At 61.3% G+C, this 16,691-nt stretch carries 19 protein-coding genes and 1 pseudogene; 4 read left to right on the plus strand and 16 right to left on the minus strand.

The window, feature by feature from the left end:
• Nucleotides 1-14 precede the first annotated feature (14 nt).
• Genes ACCO56_RS19665 through ACCO56_RS19675 form a run of 3 tightly spaced genes read left to right on the plus strand, consistent with a single transcriptional unit; the run spans nucleotide 15 to nucleotide 3,378 of the window.
• Nucleotides 15-1,346: a YeaH/YhbH family protein gene (locus tag ACCO56_RS19665; protein ID WP_433642538.1), complete on the plus strand. Its 1,332-nt coding sequence runs from the start codon at nucleotides 15-17 to the stop codon at nucleotides 1,344-1,346.
• Nucleotides 1,347-1,351: 5 nt separating this feature from the next.
• Entirely contained in the window at nucleotides 1,352-2,899 is a 1,548-nt protein-coding gene (locus ACCO56_RS19670) for a SpoVR family protein (protein ID WP_433642755.1), read from the plus strand.
• Nucleotides 2,899-3,378, plus strand: a complete 480-nt coding sequence (locus ACCO56_RS19675; protein ID WP_433642539.1) for an NUDIX domain-containing protein — start codon at nucleotides 2,899-2,901, stop codon at nucleotides 3,376-3,378. Before ACCO56_RS19670 ends, ACCO56_RS19675 begins: the two co-directional genes overlap by 1 nt.
• A 55-nt stretch (nucleotides 3,379-3,433) precedes the next feature.
• On the opposite strand, the gene ACCO56_RS19680 is transcribed toward ACCO56_RS19675, so the two are convergent.
• From ACCO56_RS19680 to ACCO56_RS19695, 4 genes are all read right to left on the minus strand, one after another.
• A complete protein-coding gene (locus ACCO56_RS19680) occupies nucleotides 3,434-4,324 on the minus strand; it encodes a cation diffusion facilitator family transporter (protein ID WP_433642540.1) in 891 nt (296 codons plus the stop codon).
• Between the two features lie 195 nt (nucleotides 4,325-4,519).
• Complete coding sequence (locus ACCO56_RS19685) at nucleotides 4,520-5,194, minus strand: HAD family hydrolase (protein WP_433642541.1); 675 nt, start codon at nucleotides 5,192-5,194, stop codon at nucleotides 4,520-4,522.
• Between the two features lie 92 nt (nucleotides 5,195-5,286).
• A complete protein-coding gene (locus ACCO56_RS19690; RefSeq protein WP_433642542.1) occupies nucleotides 5,287-5,814 on the minus strand; it encodes a gluconokinase in 528 nt (175 codons plus the stop codon).
• A 7-nt stretch (nucleotides 5,815-5,821) separates the two neighbouring features.
• Nucleotides 5,822-6,367, minus strand: a complete 546-nt coding sequence (locus ACCO56_RS19695) for an invasion associated locus B family protein (protein ID WP_433642543.1) — start codon at nucleotides 6,365-6,367, stop codon at nucleotides 5,822-5,824.
• 416 nt (nucleotides 6,368-6,783) lie between these two features.
• Here ACCO56_RS19695 and ACCO56_RS19700 point away from each other — a divergent pair, with 416 nt between their 5' ends.
• Nucleotides 6,784-8,046, plus strand: coding sequence for an adenylate/guanylate cyclase domain-containing protein (locus ACCO56_RS19700; protein ID WP_433642544.1), 1,263 nt, complete (start codon nucleotides 6,784-6,786; stop codon nucleotides 8,044-8,046).
• A gap of 118 nt (nucleotides 8,047-8,164) precedes the next feature.
• Here ACCO56_RS19700 and ACCO56_RS19705 read toward each other — a convergent pair whose 3' ends face one another.
• The 12 genes and pseudogenes from ACCO56_RS19705 to ACCO56_RS19760 all read right to left on the minus strand — a co-directional run bounded on the left by ACCO56_RS19705 (nucleotide 8,165) and on the right by ACCO56_RS19760 (nucleotide 16,690).
• Complete coding sequence (locus ACCO56_RS19705) at nucleotides 8,165-9,040, minus strand: SGNH hydrolase domain-containing protein (protein WP_433642756.1); 876 nt, start codon at nucleotides 9,038-9,040, stop codon at nucleotides 8,165-8,167.
• A 165-nt stretch (nucleotides 9,041-9,205) separates the two neighbouring features.
• Nucleotides 9,206-10,066: pseudogene (locus ACCO56_RS19710) on the minus strand (acyltransferase family protein); the annotation flags it as partial.
• Between the two features lie 163 nt (nucleotides 10,067-10,229).
• The gene (locus tag ACCO56_RS19715) at nucleotides 10,230-10,463 is read right to left on the minus strand and encodes a hypothetical protein (protein WP_433642545.1); all 234 of its coding nucleotides are present in this window, start codon (nucleotides 10,461-10,463) and stop codon (nucleotides 10,230-10,232) included.
• A gap of 105 nt (nucleotides 10,464-10,568) precedes the next feature.
• Nucleotides 10,569-10,787: a hypothetical protein gene (locus tag ACCO56_RS19720; RefSeq protein WP_433642546.1), complete on the minus strand. Its 219-nt coding sequence runs from the start codon at nucleotides 10,785-10,787 to the stop codon at nucleotides 10,569-10,571.
• The gene (locus tag ACCO56_RS19725) at nucleotides 10,784-10,984 is read right to left on the minus strand and encodes a hypothetical protein (RefSeq protein ID WP_433642547.1); all 201 of its coding nucleotides are present in this window, start codon (nucleotides 10,982-10,984) and stop codon (nucleotides 10,784-10,786) included. The genes ACCO56_RS19720 and ACCO56_RS19725 overlap by 4 nt, the downstream gene beginning before the upstream one ends.
• Nucleotide 10,985: 1 nt before the next feature.
• A complete protein-coding gene (locus ACCO56_RS19730) occupies nucleotides 10,986-11,603 on the minus strand; it encodes a hypothetical protein (protein WP_433642548.1) in 618 nt (205 codons plus the stop codon).
• Between the two features lie 53 nt (nucleotides 11,604-11,656).
• A complete protein-coding gene (locus tag ACCO56_RS19735) occupies nucleotides 11,657-11,974 on the minus strand; it encodes a hypothetical protein (RefSeq protein WP_433642549.1) in 318 nt (105 codons plus the stop codon).
• A gap of 16 nt (nucleotides 11,975-11,990) precedes the next feature.
• Nucleotides 11,991-12,380 carry a hypothetical protein gene (locus ACCO56_RS19740; protein WP_433642550.1) on the minus strand — a complete coding sequence of 130 codons (390 nt, stop codon included), beginning with the start codon at nucleotides 12,378-12,380 and terminating at the stop codon, nucleotides 11,991-11,993.
• Nucleotides 12,377-13,477, minus strand: a complete 1,101-nt coding sequence (locus ACCO56_RS19745) for a tail fiber domain-containing protein (protein ID WP_433642551.1) — start codon at nucleotides 13,475-13,477, stop codon at nucleotides 12,377-12,379. The genes ACCO56_RS19740 and ACCO56_RS19745 overlap by 4 nt, the downstream gene beginning before the upstream one ends.
• A 3-nt stretch (nucleotides 13,478-13,480) precedes the next feature.
• On the minus strand, nucleotides 13,481-13,777 hold the full coding sequence (locus ACCO56_RS19750) for a hypothetical protein (RefSeq protein ID WP_433642552.1): 297 nt from the start codon (nucleotides 13,775-13,777) through the stop codon (nucleotides 13,481-13,483).
• Between the two features lie 2 nt (nucleotides 13,778-13,779).
• The gene (locus ACCO56_RS19755) at nucleotides 13,780-14,892 is read right to left on the minus strand and encodes a hypothetical protein (RefSeq protein ID WP_433642553.1); all 1,113 of its coding nucleotides are present in this window, start codon (nucleotides 14,890-14,892) and stop codon (nucleotides 13,780-13,782) included.
• Between the two features lie 511 nt (nucleotides 14,893-15,403).
• Complete coding sequence (locus ACCO56_RS19760; RefSeq protein ID WP_433642554.1) at nucleotides 15,404-16,690, minus strand: tail fiber domain-containing protein; 1,287 nt, start codon at nucleotides 16,688-16,690, stop codon at nucleotides 15,404-15,406.
• Nucleotide 16,691 lies beyond the last annotated feature (1 nt).

Raw genomic sequence — 16,691 nt, forward strand, 5'->3', positions numbered from 1 at the left:
ATGCGTATCGACCAATGCCGAGTTTCATCGATCGGCGGCTGAACCCGCAGGACAAGAGCCTTGGAAACCGCCAGCGATTTCTGAAGCGGGCTCGCGACGAGCTGAAACGCAGCATCAAGGAGAAGATCAAGTCCGGCAAGATAGCTGATGCCGATGCCGAGCACGCCGTGCCCATGCCGGCGCGCGGCACCGGCGAGCCCGCCTTCCAAAGCGCCCCCGGCACGGGCCGGCGCGACCATGTGCTTCCAGGCAACAAGGAATATCAGGCGGGCGACCGCATCCCCAAGCCGTCCGGAGGCGCGGGTGGCGCGGGGAAGGCGGCCACGGATTCACAGGAGACGGAAGACGATTTCCGTTTCGTGCTGTCGCGAGAGGAGGTGCTGGACCTCTTCTTCGAGGACCTCGAACTGCCCGACATGGTGAAGCTCAACCTGAAGGAGGTCGTGGCCTTCAAGCCGCGCCGGGCGGGCTTCGCCAAGACGGGCACGCCGACGGGCATCAATGTCGGGCGCACCATGCGCAACAGCTATGGCAGGCGTATCGCGCTCGGCCGGCCCAAGCAGGGAGAGGTCGACGCGATCATGGAGGAGATCGCCGGGCTGGAGGCCGAGAAGAAACCGAGCGCCGGCACGCTCGAGCGGCTGGCCTTATTGCGCGCGGAGCTGGAGCTTTTCGAGCGCCGCCGCCGGCTGATCCCGTATGTCGATCCCATCGACATACGCTTCAACCGCTTCGATCCGCAGCCCTTGCCCAACGCAAACGCCGTGATGTTCTGCCTGATGGACGTCTCGGGCTCGATGGGAGAACGCGAGAAGGATCTCGCCAAGCGATTCTTCGTGCTGCTCCATCTTTTCCTGAAGCGACGCTACGAACGAATCGACATCGTCTTCATCCGCCACACGCACGAGGCGCGGGAGGTGGACGAAGAAACCTTTTTCTACAGCACCCAGAGCGGCGGCACGGTTGTCTCCACGGCGCTCGAGGAAATGCAGCGTATCGTCGAGGAGCGTTATCCCAGCAAGGAGTGGAACATCTACGCTGCCCAGGCCTCGGATGGGGACAATTTCGCCAATGATTCCGAACGCTGCGTGACGCTGCTCGACAAGACGATCATGCCGCTCTGCCAATATTACGCCTATATCGAAATCATCGACGAGCGCGAGAGCCATATTTTCGGCTCGACCGACAACGGCACTTCATTGTGGCGTTCCTATCGGATGGTCGGCAACAAATGGCCGAACTTCCAGATGACCCGCATTGCGCGGCCGTCGGAGATCTACCCCGTCTTCCACGAGCTTTTCTCGCGCGATTCAAATCTGCGCAAGCTCGGCACGAAAGCGAGATGAAACCCATGGAGGCAGGGTCCCCTTCCCGCTTGCTGTTTGCGGATTCCGACTGGGATTTCGCCAAGCTCTCCCGCACCTATGAGGCGATCGAGGAAATAGCCGCCGACGACCTTCGCCTCGATACATATCCCAACCAGCTCGAGATCATCTCGGCCGAGCAGATGCTCGACGCCTATTCCTCGGTCGGAATGCCGCTGATGTACCGGCATTGGTCGTTCGGGAAGCATTTCCTCTACGAGGCCCAGCTCTATCGCAAGGGGTTGCGCGGCCTGGCTTATGAGATCGTCATCAATTCCAACCCCTGCATCGTCTATCTCATGGAAAGCAACACCATGGCGCTCCAGGCCGTGGTGACCGCCCATGCCGCTTTCGGCCACAACCACTTCTTCAAGAACAACTATCTCTTCCGCCAATGGACCGACGCCGGGGCTATTCTCGACTATCTGGATTTCGCCAAGAGCTACATCGCCCGTTGCGAGGAGCGGCATGGGCTGGAGGCCGTCGAAGCCGTGCTCGACGCCGCGCACGCGCTCATGGACCAGGCCGTTTTCCGCTATCGCCGTCCGCCGCGACTGTCCTCCGAGAAGGAGCGCGAAGGCCTGCGCGAGAAGCTCGAATATGAGGAACGGACCTACAACGACCTCTGGCGGACGCTGCCGGTCCCCAAGAACGAGGAGGAGAGAGAGGAGGCCGATCGCGGCGCCGCCGAGCGCAAGAAGAAGCTGAACCTGCCGGAGGAGAACCTTCTCTATTTCCTGGAGAAGAACAGCCTGGTGCTGGAGCCCTGGCAGAGAGAGATCCTGAGGATCGTGCGCGTGATCGCGCAGTATTTCTATCCGCAGCGGCAGACCCAGGTGATGAACGAAGGCTGCGCCACCTTCGTGCACTACACGATCATGAATGCTCTTTACGACAAAGGCCGCATCGGCGACGGCGCCATGCTGGAGGTTCTTCAGAACCATTCAAATGTGGTCTTCCAACCCTCCTTCGACGATCCGCGCTACGGCCGCATCAATCCTTATGCTCTGGGCTTCGACATGATGCAGGACATCTGCCGCATCACCACCGACCCCACAGACGAGGATCGAGACTGGTTTCCCGACATTGCCGGCAACGGCGACTGGCGCGCGACATTGCTCGATGCCTGGGCCAACCATCGCGACGAATCCTTCATCCTTCAGTATCTGAGCCCCGCCTTGATCCGGAAGTGGCGCATGTTCGTGCTGGCCGACAACGCCTCCGAAACCCACTACGAGGTGGCCTCGATCCACAACGAACGCGGCTATTCAAAGATCCGATCGGCGCTGGCGCGCAGCTACGACATCGGCATGAGCAGGCCCGACATCCAAGTTGCCGACGTCGATCTTCTCGGCGACCGCCATTTGCGGCTCGAGCACAATGTGAAGGACGGGCTGCTGCTCGACGACGCCACCCGTGACCAGACGCTGCGTCACATCCGCAGGTTGTGGGGTTATGCGGTGAGCCTGGCCGGTGTCGATGCCGAGACCGGCGCCCTGCTTTACGAGCGCTCTTCGAACCAGATCACCGACTGATGCCCCGGACCAGCGCCGGCTTGCTCGTCTATCGGCGCAAGGCCTGCCGGTTGGAGGTGCTGCTCGTCCATCCCGGCGGACCGTTCTGGATGAAGCGTGATGTCGGCGCGTGGTCGATCCCAAAGGGAGAATATGAAGAAGGCGAAGACCCCGAAGCCGCGGCACGCCGTGAGTTCGGGGAGGAACTGGGTGTCGACGCGCCCGCGTCTCCTCTCCGGTCGCTCGGCGAAATCGTCCAGGCAGGCGGCAAACATGTGGTGGCCTTCGCGGCGGAAGTCGATCTCGACACAGCCGCGATCAGAAGCAACGAATTCGAGATGGAGTGGCCACCGAGAAGCGGCAGGCGTCAGCGCTTCCCCGAAGTCGACAGAGCCGAATGGTTCGGCCTCGCCGAAGCGCGGGAAAAGATCATCCCCGGCCAAGCCCCGCTGCTCGACCGGTTGGCTGCCGCGGATGCTTCATCTGCGCGGAAACAATGACGGGTGCATTCTTGACTGTGAGCGAAGCGGGCCTCGAAGGACGCGCGAACTGATCCTACACAACCGGCACGCCGCCGGGATGCTTGGCCTTTTCCTCGGGCTCGACATGGATGGTGATGATCGCGCCCTCGACGCCTTTTCGGAGAGCTCCTTCGATGCGGTCGCAGACCGAGTGCGATTCCGACACGCTCATCGTTCCGGGAACGACGAGATGGAATTCGACGAAGGTGACGCGGCCGGCCTGTCGGGTTCGTAGATCGTGCGCTTCGATCGCGCCCTCCGCGTTGGCGGAAATGAGTTCCTTCACGCGCGCCAGCGTCTCCTCCGGGAGGGCTTCGTCCATCAGGCCGCCGATCGACTCGCGCATCAGCCGCCAGCCCGACCAGAGGATGTTGACGGCGACGAGCGTGGCGAGGATCGGGTCAAGCTGCAGCCAGCCGGTAAGCGGCACAAGGGCGACACCGACGATCACGCCGGCCGAGGTCACGACATCGGTCCAGAGATGCCGGGCATCCGCCACCAGTGCTGGCGAACGCCAGAGACGGCCGTAGCGAAAGAGGATGACGCACCAGATCGCGTTGACCGTGCTGGCGGCCCCATTGATCAGAAGGCCTCGCAAGGGAGCTTCCAGGGGCCTGGGCGCGATGAAGCCCTTATAGGCTTCGTGCATGACCAGAATGGCGGCGATGACAATCAGAACGCCTTCGAGCACCGCCGATAGATATTCGGCCTTGTGATGGCCATAGGGATGATTCGCGTCGGGAGGCGTCGTACTCCAGCGGATGGCGAAGAAGGCCGCGATCGCCGTCGCGACATTGACTGTGCTCTCGAGCGCATCCGAATAAAGCGCGATGCTGCCCGTCACCTTGTAGGCCAGATATTTGAGGCCGAGCACCAATATGCCGACGGCTATGCTCCCCAGAGCGAGCTTCAGGGTCTTGTCCATGACACGTTCCGCTTCGTGGCTGCCGGGGCAATGCCTACCAGCCGGTGCCATAGGCGGTCGGAGCCGCGCATGCAAACAATATGTTTGATACTGAAAATCATTCGCAATAACAGCCGCTTATGCGAATGACTGTCAACAAGCCCGGCTCATTCGGCGACTGGGCACGTTCGACAGGCCCGGCCCTGAAAGCGCCGCTCACCGGCGACCGCCGACCTCGTCGATATGGTTGAGCAGGTCGGCCGGATCCTCATAGACGCGGATCGCGCCGGCCTGGCGCAGTTCCTCCGAACCATAGCCGCCGCTCAGCAGCCCGACGCCGAGGGCCCGGCATCGGGTCGCAGCCAGCATGTCCCAGATGGCGTCACCCACGACCATGGCGGTTTCGATGCGAGCACCGAGGCGGTCGGCGGCGGCGAGGAAGAGGTCCGGATCAGGTTTTGCGTAGCGGACCTGGTCGCGGGTCACGACGGGCACCACTCCAGGGTCGACGCCGAGTGCAGCAAGATTGACCGCGGCCGTCTCCATGCGTCCGCTTGTCGCGATCGCCCAGGGGATGCCGGCATCGGTCAGGAAAGAGAGCAGTTCCCGCGCGCCGGGCAGCGGCCGGATGCGGTCGGCATATTGCCGATAGGCTTCGGCGTGGGCGAGGCGAAGCCGTTCGACCCGTTCCTCGCTGATATCCAGTTCGGTCTCGCGCAGAAGCTGGTTGGCGAACAGACCGCCGCTCATCCCCACTTTGCGGTGAATGCGCCAGACGGATAGCTCGATACCCTCGGCGTCGAGCGCCTCCCGCCAGGCGAGGACATGCTGATAGACGCTGTCGACGAGCGTGCCGTCGAGATCGAATAGAAAGACAGGATCGATGCGCATCGCGGTTCTCCTATCGCCGGTGAACCATGGCGCCAGTATGGACCCTTTGGTCCATCAGACAAAGCACTCGATCGTCTTGAAAAGAGGTCTGCTTACGACGCGCCCAGGGCCGTGGTGATCCGGGCGAGTATGTCCTTGAGAGGGAGCGTCCCGTCCAGCGTGAGCGCCGGCTCGCCGGTGGCCGGCGGTTCGAGCGTGGCGAACTGGCTGTCGACCAGGCTGGCCGGCATGAAGTGTCCTTTGCGCGAGCCGACGCGCCGGCGTGCCGTTTCCTTGTCGATCGCGACATGGACGAAGAGGATGCCTTCGCACCAGCCGCGCAGTCGGTCGCGATAGATGCGCTTCAGGGCGGAGCAGGTCGCCACCACGCCCTGGCCCTGGGCGACGACCGTGGCGATGTCCTGCCCGATCGCGTCGAGCCAGCCCTGCCTATCTTCGTCCGTGAGCGGTTGGCCGGCCGCCATGCGGGCGACATTCGCCGGCGGATGCAGCGCGTCGCCTTCGATGAAGCGCCAGCCTAGGTTCCTGGCGAGTGCCTCGCCCACGAAAGACTTGCCGCTGCCGGCCACGCCCATCAGGACGATTGCCTTCGGCGCCTCGCTCCTGAATTCGGTTCCCATCTTGCGATCAGGACTTGCCAAGCTCGGCAAGGCGGTCGAGCGCGCCTGCAAGGCCGGCCAGCGAAATTGAGAAGCTGATGGGCTTGCCGCCGTCCGCGACGGCCTCGAGCTGAAGCTGCTTGCCACTGCGCAGGGCGGTGATCATGGAAGCATCGAAGGAGACCGGCACGACGCAGCCGGCGGGAAGGCAGGTACGGAAAGCGAGCGATGGCAGGGGCTTGCCCTCGTCGACGCGCAGCACCACGCCCTTTTCGAGCGCCAGCCCGAACGGCAAGACGACAGCGCCTTGCGTCTTTCCATCGGCTATCGCGCCGAGCTCGATGGCGACCATGCGCTGGCGGCTCTGGGCATCCACCTGCTGCTGGGACAGGGTGCAGCGCTTGTTGTTGTCCTGCACCATGCAGGCGACAGTCCAGTCGCCATGGGTCTCGTTGAGCGAGGTGGCGCCGCCGGGCAATGTCGGAGCCTGCTGGGCATGGGCAGCCAGCATGCCAGCGCAACAGACCGTGAGGAAAGCCGATATTCTGGCAGAAGTCCGGTAGGGTGGTTTCACGCGCATGGATTCCTCAAATGAACAGGTCGTAGCCGCCGCGTCGGTGGCACGAGCAGGCCGCTTGATGTTCCGAAGCAGGTTGGCGGTGAATTTGCAAGGGCGGCGTAGTCGAACCTCAGCATGTCTCCCGAAGGGCGCAGCGGTTTCGGGAAACTGGACGTGAGCAAACCAAGAACCTGCAGCGTGTCGCGTGATTGTTTAACGCGATGCCTCTTTTTGGGCAGATTTCAACGATCGCACCCCTTCCGACAAACCTGCGGCAAAGGAGAAACGAAGCACGTGAGACGCGCGCAAGCCAGACAAGCCCGATCGGCCGAATATCGTACCTCGCGGCGGGACATCGGGCCACGTTGACGTGATGGGCGCGAAGCCCGATTCTTCACGAACATGTCTCATTTGTCGAAGGCGAGGTGCCGATGCGCCTGTTGCCCAGCATTAGCTTTGGCACCGAAACCTATCCGGAACGCGTCGCGAGACGACTGCGGATCATGAACATCGTCGCGTGGCTCGTGGCCGCGCTCTCGGCGTACTTCGCATTGGCCGGCCTTTCCAGCCCACCCGGTGTCAGGGCCGTGGAGGTGCCGGCCAACGGCGCCGCGGCCCTGTGCTTCGCGATGCTTCCGCTGCTGCATCGTTTCGGTCCGTTGGTTGCGCCGCTTGCATTCGTCGGCTTCGCCTACGCCTTCATCTTCTGGGTCGTGCTCGGTGTAGGAACGGGTGGAGGCGCCTGGCTTGGTTATCTTACCGCTGTCCCGCTCGTCGTGATAATCTTCGGCCCCCAATATCTCCTTCTGAATGCAGCCTTGACCGCCATTGCGGCCACGCTGATCATTATCCTTCACCTGATCGCGCCCGCCAGCACCGGCGTCTTGTCTGCCCATGCCTTGTTCTACGGCAATTTCGTCATAAACGTCGCGGTCGGCGTCGCCCTCCTGTTCATCGTCGTCAACTACGCAGCCCACCAGATCGCCAGGGCCGAAGCTGCCGCCGAGCACGAATATGCGAGGTCGGAGAATCTGCTGCTGGAGCTTCTTCCGCCGGCGATTGCCGAACGCCTGAAGGATGCCGAACCCGTCATCGCCGACAAATATGAGACGGCGTCGGTCCTGTTCGCAGACATGGCTGGTTTCACTGCCCGGGCAAGCGATCTTTCGCCGGAAGAGCTCGTGCGCTTCCTGAACCGCGTGTTCACCGAGTTCGACGGGCTGGTGGAGAAACATGGGCTCGAGAAGATCAAGACCACGGGCGACGCCTATATGGTGGTGAGCGGCGTCCCGAAACCGCGCCCCGACCATGCAGAGGCGCTAGCCGACTTCGCTCTCGACATGCGCGACACCGCGGCCGCGTTGCGCGACCCCCAGGAACGGCCGGTGCGGATCCGCATCGGCATGGCCAGCGGCCCGGTCGTCGCCGGCGTCATCGGCACGACGAAGTTGTTCTACGATGTATGGGGCGACGCGGTGAACGTGGCCTCGCGCATGGAGGAAACCGACGAGGCCGGAATGATCCAGGTCTCGCAGGAAACCTACGAATCGCTGAGCGGCAAGTTCGTACTGGAGCAGCGCGGCCCGGTGGAGATCAAGGGCAAGGGCCGGATGATCACCTGGCGGCTCATGGGAAGAGAAGAGCGCGCGGAGAGGGGCGGCGTGAGGTCCGCGACCGTGTACTCGTCTGATTAATCATTTCGCAATCGGCGAAGGTTGGAAAGTCGAAGTTGCCGGCTCGAACCGAGGAAGAGCCTGATAAAAATACCTACCTTGCCGACACCTGTCACTGCCCAGCTTGGCTGTACCGAACCTATTGCTCCTCACCATCGTGTCTATGGGGGAAACCAAATATCGATGTCTGTATCGCACCGGCAAGGCCAATCAACGATGCGTACGAGCGTTTGGTCTCGTCCGAGAGATTGCGGCGCAGGTGGCCGGTGTCCCGGTAAAGAAACTGGCGGTTTAACGACACGACGCAGCGGCCGTTGCGGCAAAGAGCGTCACCGGGCAACACCGAGACAGTGTTGGACGAATGCTCTTTCGCAATCGACGCAACCAGCTTGGTGGATTGAGCCATCGACCCATGATAGTGGGCGGCGGTTAGCTGACCGAGATCGCCACAGTCTCGCCGCAGCAAATTCAGAGGGCCGGCAAGAATGCACGACGTGGGCTGTACGGGAATACTTGGCACCTGGGCCACTACAATGAATCGCCGCCCAGGTTGCTCCGTGTCGCGGATCACCTTGCTTATCCCGGCCGATATCAGCCCCGGCCCGTCCAAGCTTTGGGGTAGAGAACCGTCTTGGTAGGCCAGAGTTTCCAGTGGCACCCATGCAGCCGATAAAACTACCAGACGGATAGTGGGATTGGCGCGGAGCCACCGAACGACATTCGTCCTTCTATCAGCACAGGTTGAATTGTAGTCGGGGTTTTCACCAATATCCCGGCGTATGTGTCCATCGAGGATAGCCGGGCAATAGGGATAGAGCAGGACGGCAACAGACTTCCCCTTAATCGCGGCCTCAACGAGGGGTGCCATATGCTCCGCATGGCTGTCACCCCAGATCACGCCCCTGATCTCGGCGCCTTCCCACGGGGCACCGAACGTACAGAAACTTCCCCCAAGTTCGGTGATGTAGGCCTTTCTCGGGCATTCCCATTCCCACATCCGATCGAGACTTGCCATCTTCGCCGCGTCCCCCGACAGACGATTGCTGAACCCTCCGGTCACGCCAACAGCGAACCCTATTATTGCTATAAGTCCAGCGGCTGAGAGGCCTGCCCCGATGGCGATGACTGGACGTGGCCAGGGGCGTCGAATCGGCTTTTCCACAAACTTCCATGTCAAAAACGCCAGTCCAATCGAACCGCCTAAAATCCAAACGGCCTCACTTGCTGTGGGAACTGCCCCATTCGCGTAATGCCTGAAGAAGACCAGGACCGGCCAATGCCAGAGGTACAAACTATACGAGATAAGGCCCACCCATCGCATGGGCGGAAGAGACAGTACCCATGAAGCTAGCGATGGCTGCCTTGGCCACACAAGAAGAACAGACCCTGCGACGGCGGGCATCACGTTCAGGCTAGCGATCGGCCAACTGGTGATGAAGAGACCTGATCCGATTAATCCCAACCCGACAAGGCCCATAGTCTCCGAGGCCCACCGGTTTTTTACTGCCGGCACAAAGATCAAAAGGGCTCCGACGGCCAATTCCCAGGCGCGAGCGTGTGGTTGATAAAACGCATAATTAGGGCGATGCCCCAATTTGTAGAACCAGACGCACCAGCTTACTACCACTACCGAGCCAACCACCGCCGCAATGATCGAACGGCGTTCTTTGGCAAGCCAGAAGCCCGCCGCGAGCGCAGCAGGCCATACGAAATAGAACTGCTCCTCGACACCAAGCGACCACGTATGTAAGAGGGGCTGTAATTCAGCCGCAGGATCAAAATAACCAGTGTTCTCATAGAAAAAGAAGTTGGCGAGCCCGAATGCTGCAAAGGCAGAACTCTTACCCATAATGGCATAGTCGCCCGGCAAAAGAATGAAATACCCCGCCGCTAGCGAAGCCGCCAGGACAACAAATAGCGCGGGCATTATCCTTCGCACCCGCCTATAGTAGAAGCTGGTGAGCGAAAGACCTTTGCCCTCGATCTCTTCAACTAGACCTTTTGTGATAAGATACCCAGAGATAACAAAGAAGACGTCAACCCCGGCGAAGCCACCTGGAAGTGCAGCCCCCCCAGACGTGAAAAGTTAGGACCGCCAGGACTGCGATCGCGCGAATGCCATCGATGTCGGAACGATACTTCATTGCTGGGCGGTTAGAGTGATCAGGTCTCAACGCAATAGGTTAGATGTGTTGAAACCGCAATCATCCCGTGTTCCCTTTAATGGACACCCAGATCATGCCAATTACACCGGCAATTATTATGCCGACGGCAGTAATGATCCCCTGCTTCTTGACCGTTTCGACCGATTCCCGCCACGCCCTCAGGTGCTGCATGTCACGTTGCAGTTCTATGGGGTCAGTCGAGTCGATTCCGAGCTTCACGAGGGTTTCGGCCACTGTCTCAGCGACAATCTTCCGAATATCGGCTTGTGTCATCGGCAATAACTTTCATAGCCCGCATTGTGGCGGCGCACCTGCATGATCGTCTCCGGTGTATCCCGGCTCGAATAGGTGATCGGCGGGAAGATCGCACATACGGCCTTAGTCCCGCCGGTACTTGTCGTCTGGCACGCCGTGACGACGGACAGCATTGCGAGCGCCGGCAGCCTCGGCAATTTCCTGGAGGTGCTTTTCATAGATATCGGCTTCCCTGGCCCGATTCGCGTTGTGTTCGGCTCTGGCTCCAGTGAGCCGGCCCTGGATAAAGCTGAAAAGGAAAGCGATGGCCGCACCGGCAGCGGCGAGCAGCCACGCGGTCATTTGGACCACCCAAATCGGCGTGCGAGAAGATACCAGCCTTCCGCAGCCAGCGGCGCGAGAAAGCCCAGGCCGGTGCAGACATAGCCGACCAGATCGGGATCGGCGATGATCGCCTGTTGTTCTTCCGGCAGGATCAGGCCCATGGCCAGCAGCGGGAGCGTAACGTATCGCAGGAAGATGCGAATGAAGGGGGCCAACTCAGGCTCCTTTCGAAATACGGGTGAAGCCCGAGACAAGGACGGCAATCAAGCGTGCGAGCCATCCGGTGGCCACAGCCGGCGATGGCCGGGCCTTGTTTTCCGCGTAACCGGACTCGAGCAGCGCCGCTTCGAATTGACGGGCAAAGCCGGCAATCAGGTCCGCACGATCGATGCCGTTCACCACGCGCCGCGCGTTGACGTGGTCGCTCTTGTCGAGATTGACGAAATCTCCCAGCTTCCTCCCCGTGAACGTGCCGAGCATCATGCCGTCGACGAGGATCCGGACGGCGATATCCGGACGCGCGGCAAGCTGCGGCTCTTTCAGCAAGTCGAGCCCGAGACGGCGGCTCCAATCCGCATAGTTTCGCCGGCCGGTGATCTGGACGAGGCCGCGTCCCAGGAACTTTTTACCGTCGCCCGCCACGACATTGCCGAGATCCTTGCGGCCTTCGTAGCGCTTCTGGGCGGCGGTCGGCCCCCAGATTTCTCGCATATATTTGTAGCGGCCGGTCTCGTGCCAGGCGGTGGCAAGAATATACGCGCACTGGTTGCGCAGAATGCCTCGCTTGAGACATTCCGAGATAATAAGGGGCGTGTGGCCCTGCTTGAGGTCCATGAAAACTTCCTTCGAATGTGAGAGGGATTGTGGGCCCCGAGCCGCCCGATGGATCAGGCTGCGGTCGGGACGATACCGGGAACTTCGATCACCTGCAGGCTTTCCCATCTGTGCTGGGCAGGCATCGTTTCCGCCACATGCGCGCGGATCGCGTCGAGCTGATTGCCCAGCACGGCGGTCACAGCAGCCTCGACCTGAGCTTTCGTGGCGGTGGCTGCAGGTATTTCCACGCCCTGGATAGTGATCCCGCTGGAAATGATTTGCGTGCCTGGAAAATCCGGGTCGGTCCAGGTGATGGTCCATTCGACGGCCCGAATTGTCCCGCTGTCGCCCTTCACCCTGGCGAAATCCCACGTGGCATTCAGCGCCATGCTTGATGTCTCCTCTCTATGGGCCGATCCGGGTGCGCCACACGCTGTAACGACTGAAAGTGGTGTCGCGTAGCGAGCCGCGGAAATACGTCCAGACATCCACCGTGTGACTGGTGGTATTTACGGGAAGCCCGCTGGCAGCAGTTATGCCGCCCCAGCGGATTGTGCCGTTGCCGCCGAAAAGCTGCCAGAACGTATTACCGTCGAAATATTCTCCGCTCGCCGGTTCCCTGATGATGGCGCTCTTGCCGTGGAACTGGCTCATGGAATAGGCCGTACCCGAGCCGCCCGCCCCGGCAAGCCACCGCAGAGGCCATTCGTCCATGCTGGCCGGTTGGGTCGCCGGACGGCCGAGTTCCACATTGGCTTGAGCGATGCTGACGGGGCCGCTCGCGGGAAGCGTCATCGATCGGCCTCCAGGGCCTCCACGCGCGCAGTCAGTTCTTTGATGGCCTCGATCAAGACGGGAACGAGCTTGTCATAGTCCACTGTGCGCCAACGTTCGTCGCCGTTCGCCGCATCCTCGATCGATCGGCCGACGATCTCCGGAAGGACCGCCTCGACCTGATCGGCAAGCACTCCGATATCACGCTTGCCTGGTTGGCCAATGAGCGCCGTCCTGCCATTCCATGTGAATCGCACCCCATCGAGCCGGTGGATGATCCAGAGAGCGTTTTCGATGCGCTCCACATCGTCTTTGAGGCGGGGATCTGAATAGGCAGTGACATTGCCCGCCGAAACGAGACCACCATCGGGGCCCTGATAGAGCCGCCAAGCGTTGCTCGACCAGCCGCCCCAACCGAAGAACCCGTCTGGGCGAAGGTGAAGCTTGATGCCGTAGGCCCCCTGGCAGTGGAACGCTATCGAGGCCACAGCACCATCACCAGCGCCACTCACATTGCGAACCTCAAAGGACCCGCTGCTGTCACTTGCGGCTGTACTGGCGTTGACGCCGTAGCCGGTCAAACGGCCAGTCATCGTGCCACCAGAGAGGTTCAGCTTGGTATTGAGACCAGCGACCGTCGCGATCTCCTGTCCGAAGACGTAGCCCTTGCTAGAATCACCAGCCAACAGAAGCGGGTAGTTTCCAGTATTCCACGTTATGTCCCGATTGCGGTCAGCCAAAATATAGAAATTATTGTAAGCGGCGTGGAGAAAGAAACCATACCCAGTGTTGCTGACCATATAAAAATTCACGTAGTCAGACGGGGATTGGACAGTCAAACCATTCTCAAAGCTACCTTGGAGCCTCGAATTGATCACCAGCTTATTGGCGGCGACCGAGCCGTCCGCCCGCAGGAAGGATGCGGCGTCACTCTTGTCGACCTTCTGATCAAGTTGTTCCGAAAAATCGACGGACACATTGGCGATGGCTGCGTCGGCCTGAGCCCTGGTATAGGCATCGATGATGCCGTAGCCGGCAAGCGTTGTCGCCTTGCCGGCTTTGCCCCGCAGTTCCTTGTCGACCTCGTTGCGCCAATCGGCCGAGAACACGGACGGCATGGTTCAGCCCTCGAGGAGCGGCGTCGGCGCGCCGTGCATCTGCGCCAGCAGTACTTGCTGATTCATCTCGTTGGCCTTCACCATCTCGTTGCGGAAGCTTTCGACCGCCGCGCCGGTCTGCCGCTGCTGCCCGCTGCTTTCGATCAGCAGCAGCGGCAGGAAGGCGATGGCGCAATTCCACTCCTCCACGTCTTTGCCTGTGTTGGTGTCCTTGCCCTGTATCTTGCAGAAGAACTTGCATTGGAGTTGAACACAGTTCTTGCCGATGAGCGGGCAGAAGTCGCCGACCTTGAGCTGCATAGTCACGCCGCCTTTTCGCAGATGATCACGTCGACATACTGAACGGCGAGGTCGGTCGTGTGCGAGTGCGCTTCGCCGCTGAAAGTGTGGGTGTGGGGTTGGTTCTCGCCCTGTGCATCGGTTGTGCCGGCATTCATATAGGCTTGGTGGGTGTGGTTGCCCTGGCTGTCGGTCCAGCCATTGATGTTATGGTTATGGGCCCCCGCCGGTGCGACTCCCGACGTTCCGGTATTGCCATTGCCTCCGCCCTGTACGAATAGATTGCTGCCACTCTGCATCCAAACTAATGGGCTACCCTGCGCCATGTTGTGGCTATGGCTGCCCTGAACGTCCGTTGAACCTGCCACATTGTGCGCGTGGGTGCCGGTAGCATTTGTTGCTCCCCGAAGGTTACCAGGTCCATGTGTGTGAGAAGGCATTTGCGCGACTGTAAGCGCCGTACCGCCCACTGTCCCGCTCTGAATGACGCTTGTGGTAGGCGTTGCACTCGAAAACACCGCGGTGAAGGTGACAGAGCCACCTGTCGTCACCGTGCCGTTGACGAGGCGCAATGCCTTGTTGTCATGCGACGTATCCTTCGTCCAGCCGGTCGGCGCGGTCGATTGCTGGAAGAGCAGCCGAGTGCCAGCCGGGAAGGCGTCGATCTGGTTCCCATCGAGCACCTTGCTGAATGGCGCGAACAGTATCCAGGCGCCGGCGCCACCGTTGGCCGTGGCCGAGTAGACGACGGTGTACACGCATCTGGCCTTGAGGTCGTTGGCAGCAAGATCGACATCGGTAGCCGCCCCCATGGCCCGGACAGCCTTGGAACCGAGACCATTGACATTCAAGGTCACGGCAGCGGTATTGTTTGCCGACGTGCGAAACGTGAGCATCCGGCCGTTAGCCAGCGACGTAAAGGCCGAGTTGGCCATCAGCATGATCGCGTTTGCCGTTCCTGCGGCGGTTAATGTACCGGTGATGTCGTCGCGCCACTCGGCATTGCGACCCATCATCTGCCGTGCGCTATCATTCACCGTGTCGGGGAACTGGCCTTCGCGCCAATCGATATCGCCGTCGGCCACATCGTTCTCGCCGGCGAGCTTGCTCCAACTGTAGATACTTCCCGGCATCATGGCCTCCTAAATTATCCCTTGGCTGCCGCCAGCGCGATGCCGTCTCTCCAGAAACTCGGCGACGTGCTGGTGCAGGGGCGGCACTATCCTGGGGGCCGGCGGCATCGGCCTTGGTTCGGGCGAGCTTCCCGCCGCGGGCGTCATTGCCGAGAGCAGCGGGCTCAACCTCTCGTCAGCGGTCTTCAGCAGTTCGAACAAGCCGTTCCGTTTGACATCGGCTTCTCGCAGCCCCTCCCAGCGATCCTTCGGAGCCTGCAGCGTGGCGGATGCACGGGAAGTCGGGCTGTTCCCGGGCAGGTCTGGCGGAGCTGCAGCCCTGCCTGTCTGTGTTTGTCGGGCCCGTCGGTCTTCGAGTGGAAAGGTCAGTAGAGAGGTCATGTCGTTTCTCCGAAGAGGGAAAGAGTGGCTGGCACGGCGAACGGCCGGCACGATGGAGCAAGCCGTTGCGGAGCACTCGCTCGCCTTGTCTTTTCTCTGGGAAAGATGAAAGCAAGCGCCCTTAAACGTGCGGCTATCTCACCGCCATCTCGTAGTTTACCGCCTTGATGCCGCCTTCCGTCTCCACCACCGCCTCGGGGTGCAATTCCTCCACCTCGTCGGCCATCAGGCCGATCTGCATGGCCGGCTCGCCCTTGTAGCGGTAGGCGTAGACGGGCAGGCCGTTATCCAGCATGCCGACCCGGCGGATGTCCTCCTTCAGCCGGCGATCGGAATGCACGAGCTTCGCCAGGCCGCCGAGAATGCCTCCGATATCCAGAGGCTGCGTCGACTTGGTGGTCTGCGTGCCCCAACTGCCGGCCGTGCCGGTGCCGGTGGAGAGAAGTCCGCCGAGGCGCTGCCAGGGCGACATGTCGGTCTGGGTCCACTGGTTGATCAGATCGGTGAGCCGCTGCTGCGTGCGCTGGTCGATCTGGTTGCCGATTCCCATCTGCTGCTGCGCGTCGAAGATCTTGTTGTTCTGGATATTGCCGAGCTGGCCGATCATGCCGAGCATGTTGTTGAAACCCTGGTTCTCGAGGCCGGCGGCGCCCATCATGTTGCCGAAGCGCTGCTGCCCGAGCTGGCCGAGTTGCCCCGCCGCGGCGAGCCGATTGGCGATATTCTGCGACTGCGCATTCATGCTGTTGCCGATGTTCTGGCCCTGGATGCCGGCAAGGCCGGAAGCCGCACTGCTCTGCAGGCCGAGCCGGGCCTGCTGGGCGTTCTCCAGCACGCCCGCCGCCTGGATCTGACGGTCGCGCTCCTGGCTGTAGTTCTGGTTGCGCAGCTGGTTGGCGTAGTTGGCGACCGAGTCCGACACAGTCCCCTGATGCGCGGCTGAGCCATAGCGTCCGCCGGCTGCGAACATCTGGTTCGTCTGGGTCGCGACGTCCTGGGCTCCCTTGGCGACGATATCGTCGAGATAGGGCGAGCCGCCAAGATACTGCCCCTGGGCGGTGCCCTTCAGATATTGCTCCGCCGCGCCGGGCTGCCCGGCCTGGTTATAGATATTCTGGTAATTCTGCTCGCTCACCTGGCCGGGAACATTGATCTGGGCGGGGTTCTGGAATTGGCTGGCGGCCTGGTTCATCCAGTCGTTCGAACCACCGCCGTTCATGATCTGGCCAATGACGTTCTGGGTGGTCGCACCCTGACCGCCCTGCGCGATCGTCTGATTGGCGGCGGCAATCGGGGCCGTCTGAAGCTGCCGGTTCATTTGGTTGTAAGCTTCCGACCCGGGCTGGCTCCATGCCGGCTGGCCGGTATTGGTTGCCGTGCCGCTCGCCTTGCCTTGCGTCGAGTTCGTTGCGTTGCCCATG

The organism is Mesorhizobium sp. 1B3, assembly GCF_050958605.1.
Taxonomy (GTDB): Bacteria; Pseudomonadota; Alphaproteobacteria; order Rhizobiales; family Rhizobiaceae.

Coding starts and splice junctions, on each gene's coding strand:
- ACCO56_RS19690 (WP_433642542.1), bottom strand. CDS start 5,814: ATGGGAACCGAATTCAGGAGCGAGGCGCCGAAGGCAATCGTCCTGATG.
- ACCO56_RS19755 (WP_433642553.1), bottom strand. CDS start 14,892: ATGATGCCGGGAAGTATCTACAGTTGGAGCAAGCTCGCCGGCGAGAAC.
- ACCO56_RS19715 (WP_433642545.1), bottom strand. CDS start 10,463: ATGACACAAGCCGATATTCGGAAGATTGTCGCTGAGACAGTGGCCGAA.
- ACCO56_RS19705 (WP_433642756.1), bottom strand. CDS start 9,040: ATGGCAAGTCTCGATCGGATGTGGGAATGGGAATGCCCGAGAAAGGCC.
- ACCO56_RS19680 (WP_433642540.1), bottom strand. CDS start 4,324: ATGGACAAGACCCTGAAGCTCGCTCTGGGGAGCATAGCCGTCGGCATA.
- ACCO56_RS19685 (WP_433642541.1), bottom strand. CDS start 5,194: ATGCGCATCGATCCTGTCTTTCTATTCGATCTCGACGGCACGCTCGTC.
- ACCO56_RS19740 (WP_433642550.1), bottom strand. CDS start 12,380: ATGACGCTTCCCGCGAGCGGCCCCGTCAGCATCGCTCAAGCCAATGTG.
- ACCO56_RS19760 (WP_433642554.1), bottom strand. CDS start 16,690: ATGGGCAACGCAACGAACTCGACGCAAGGCAAGGCGAGCGGCACGGCA.
- ACCO56_RS19700 (WP_433642544.1), top strand. CDS start 6,784: ATGCGCCTGTTGCCCAGCATTAGCTTTGGCACCGAAACCTATCCGGAA.
- ACCO56_RS19750 (WP_433642552.1), bottom strand. CDS start 13,777: ATGCAGCTCAAGGTCGGCGACTTCTGCCCGCTCATCGGCAAGAACTGT.
- ACCO56_RS19745 (WP_433642551.1), bottom strand. CDS start 13,477: ATGCCGTCCGTGTTCTCGGCCGATTGGCGCAACGAGGTCGACAAGGAA.
- ACCO56_RS19675 (WP_433642539.1), top strand. CDS start 2,899: ATGCCCCGGACCAGCGCCGGCTTGCTCGTCTATCGGCGCAAGGCCTGC.
- ACCO56_RS19670 (WP_433642755.1), top strand. CDS start 1,352: ATGGAGGCAGGGTCCCCTTCCCGCTTGCTGTTTGCGGATTCCGACTGG.
- ACCO56_RS19735 (WP_433642549.1), bottom strand. CDS start 11,974: ATGGCGCTGAATGCCACGTGGGATTTCGCCAGGGTGAAGGGCGACAGC.
- ACCO56_RS19730 (WP_433642548.1), bottom strand. CDS start 11,603: ATGGACCTCAAGCAGGGCCACACGCCCCTTATTATCTCGGAATGTCTC.
- ACCO56_RS19665 (WP_433642538.1), top strand. CDS start 15: ATGCCGAGTTTCATCGATCGGCGGCTGAACCCGCAGGACAAGAGCCTT.
- ACCO56_RS19720 (WP_433642546.1), bottom strand. CDS start 10,787: ATGACCGCGTGGCTGCTCGCCGCTGCCGGTGCGGCCATCGCTTTCCTT.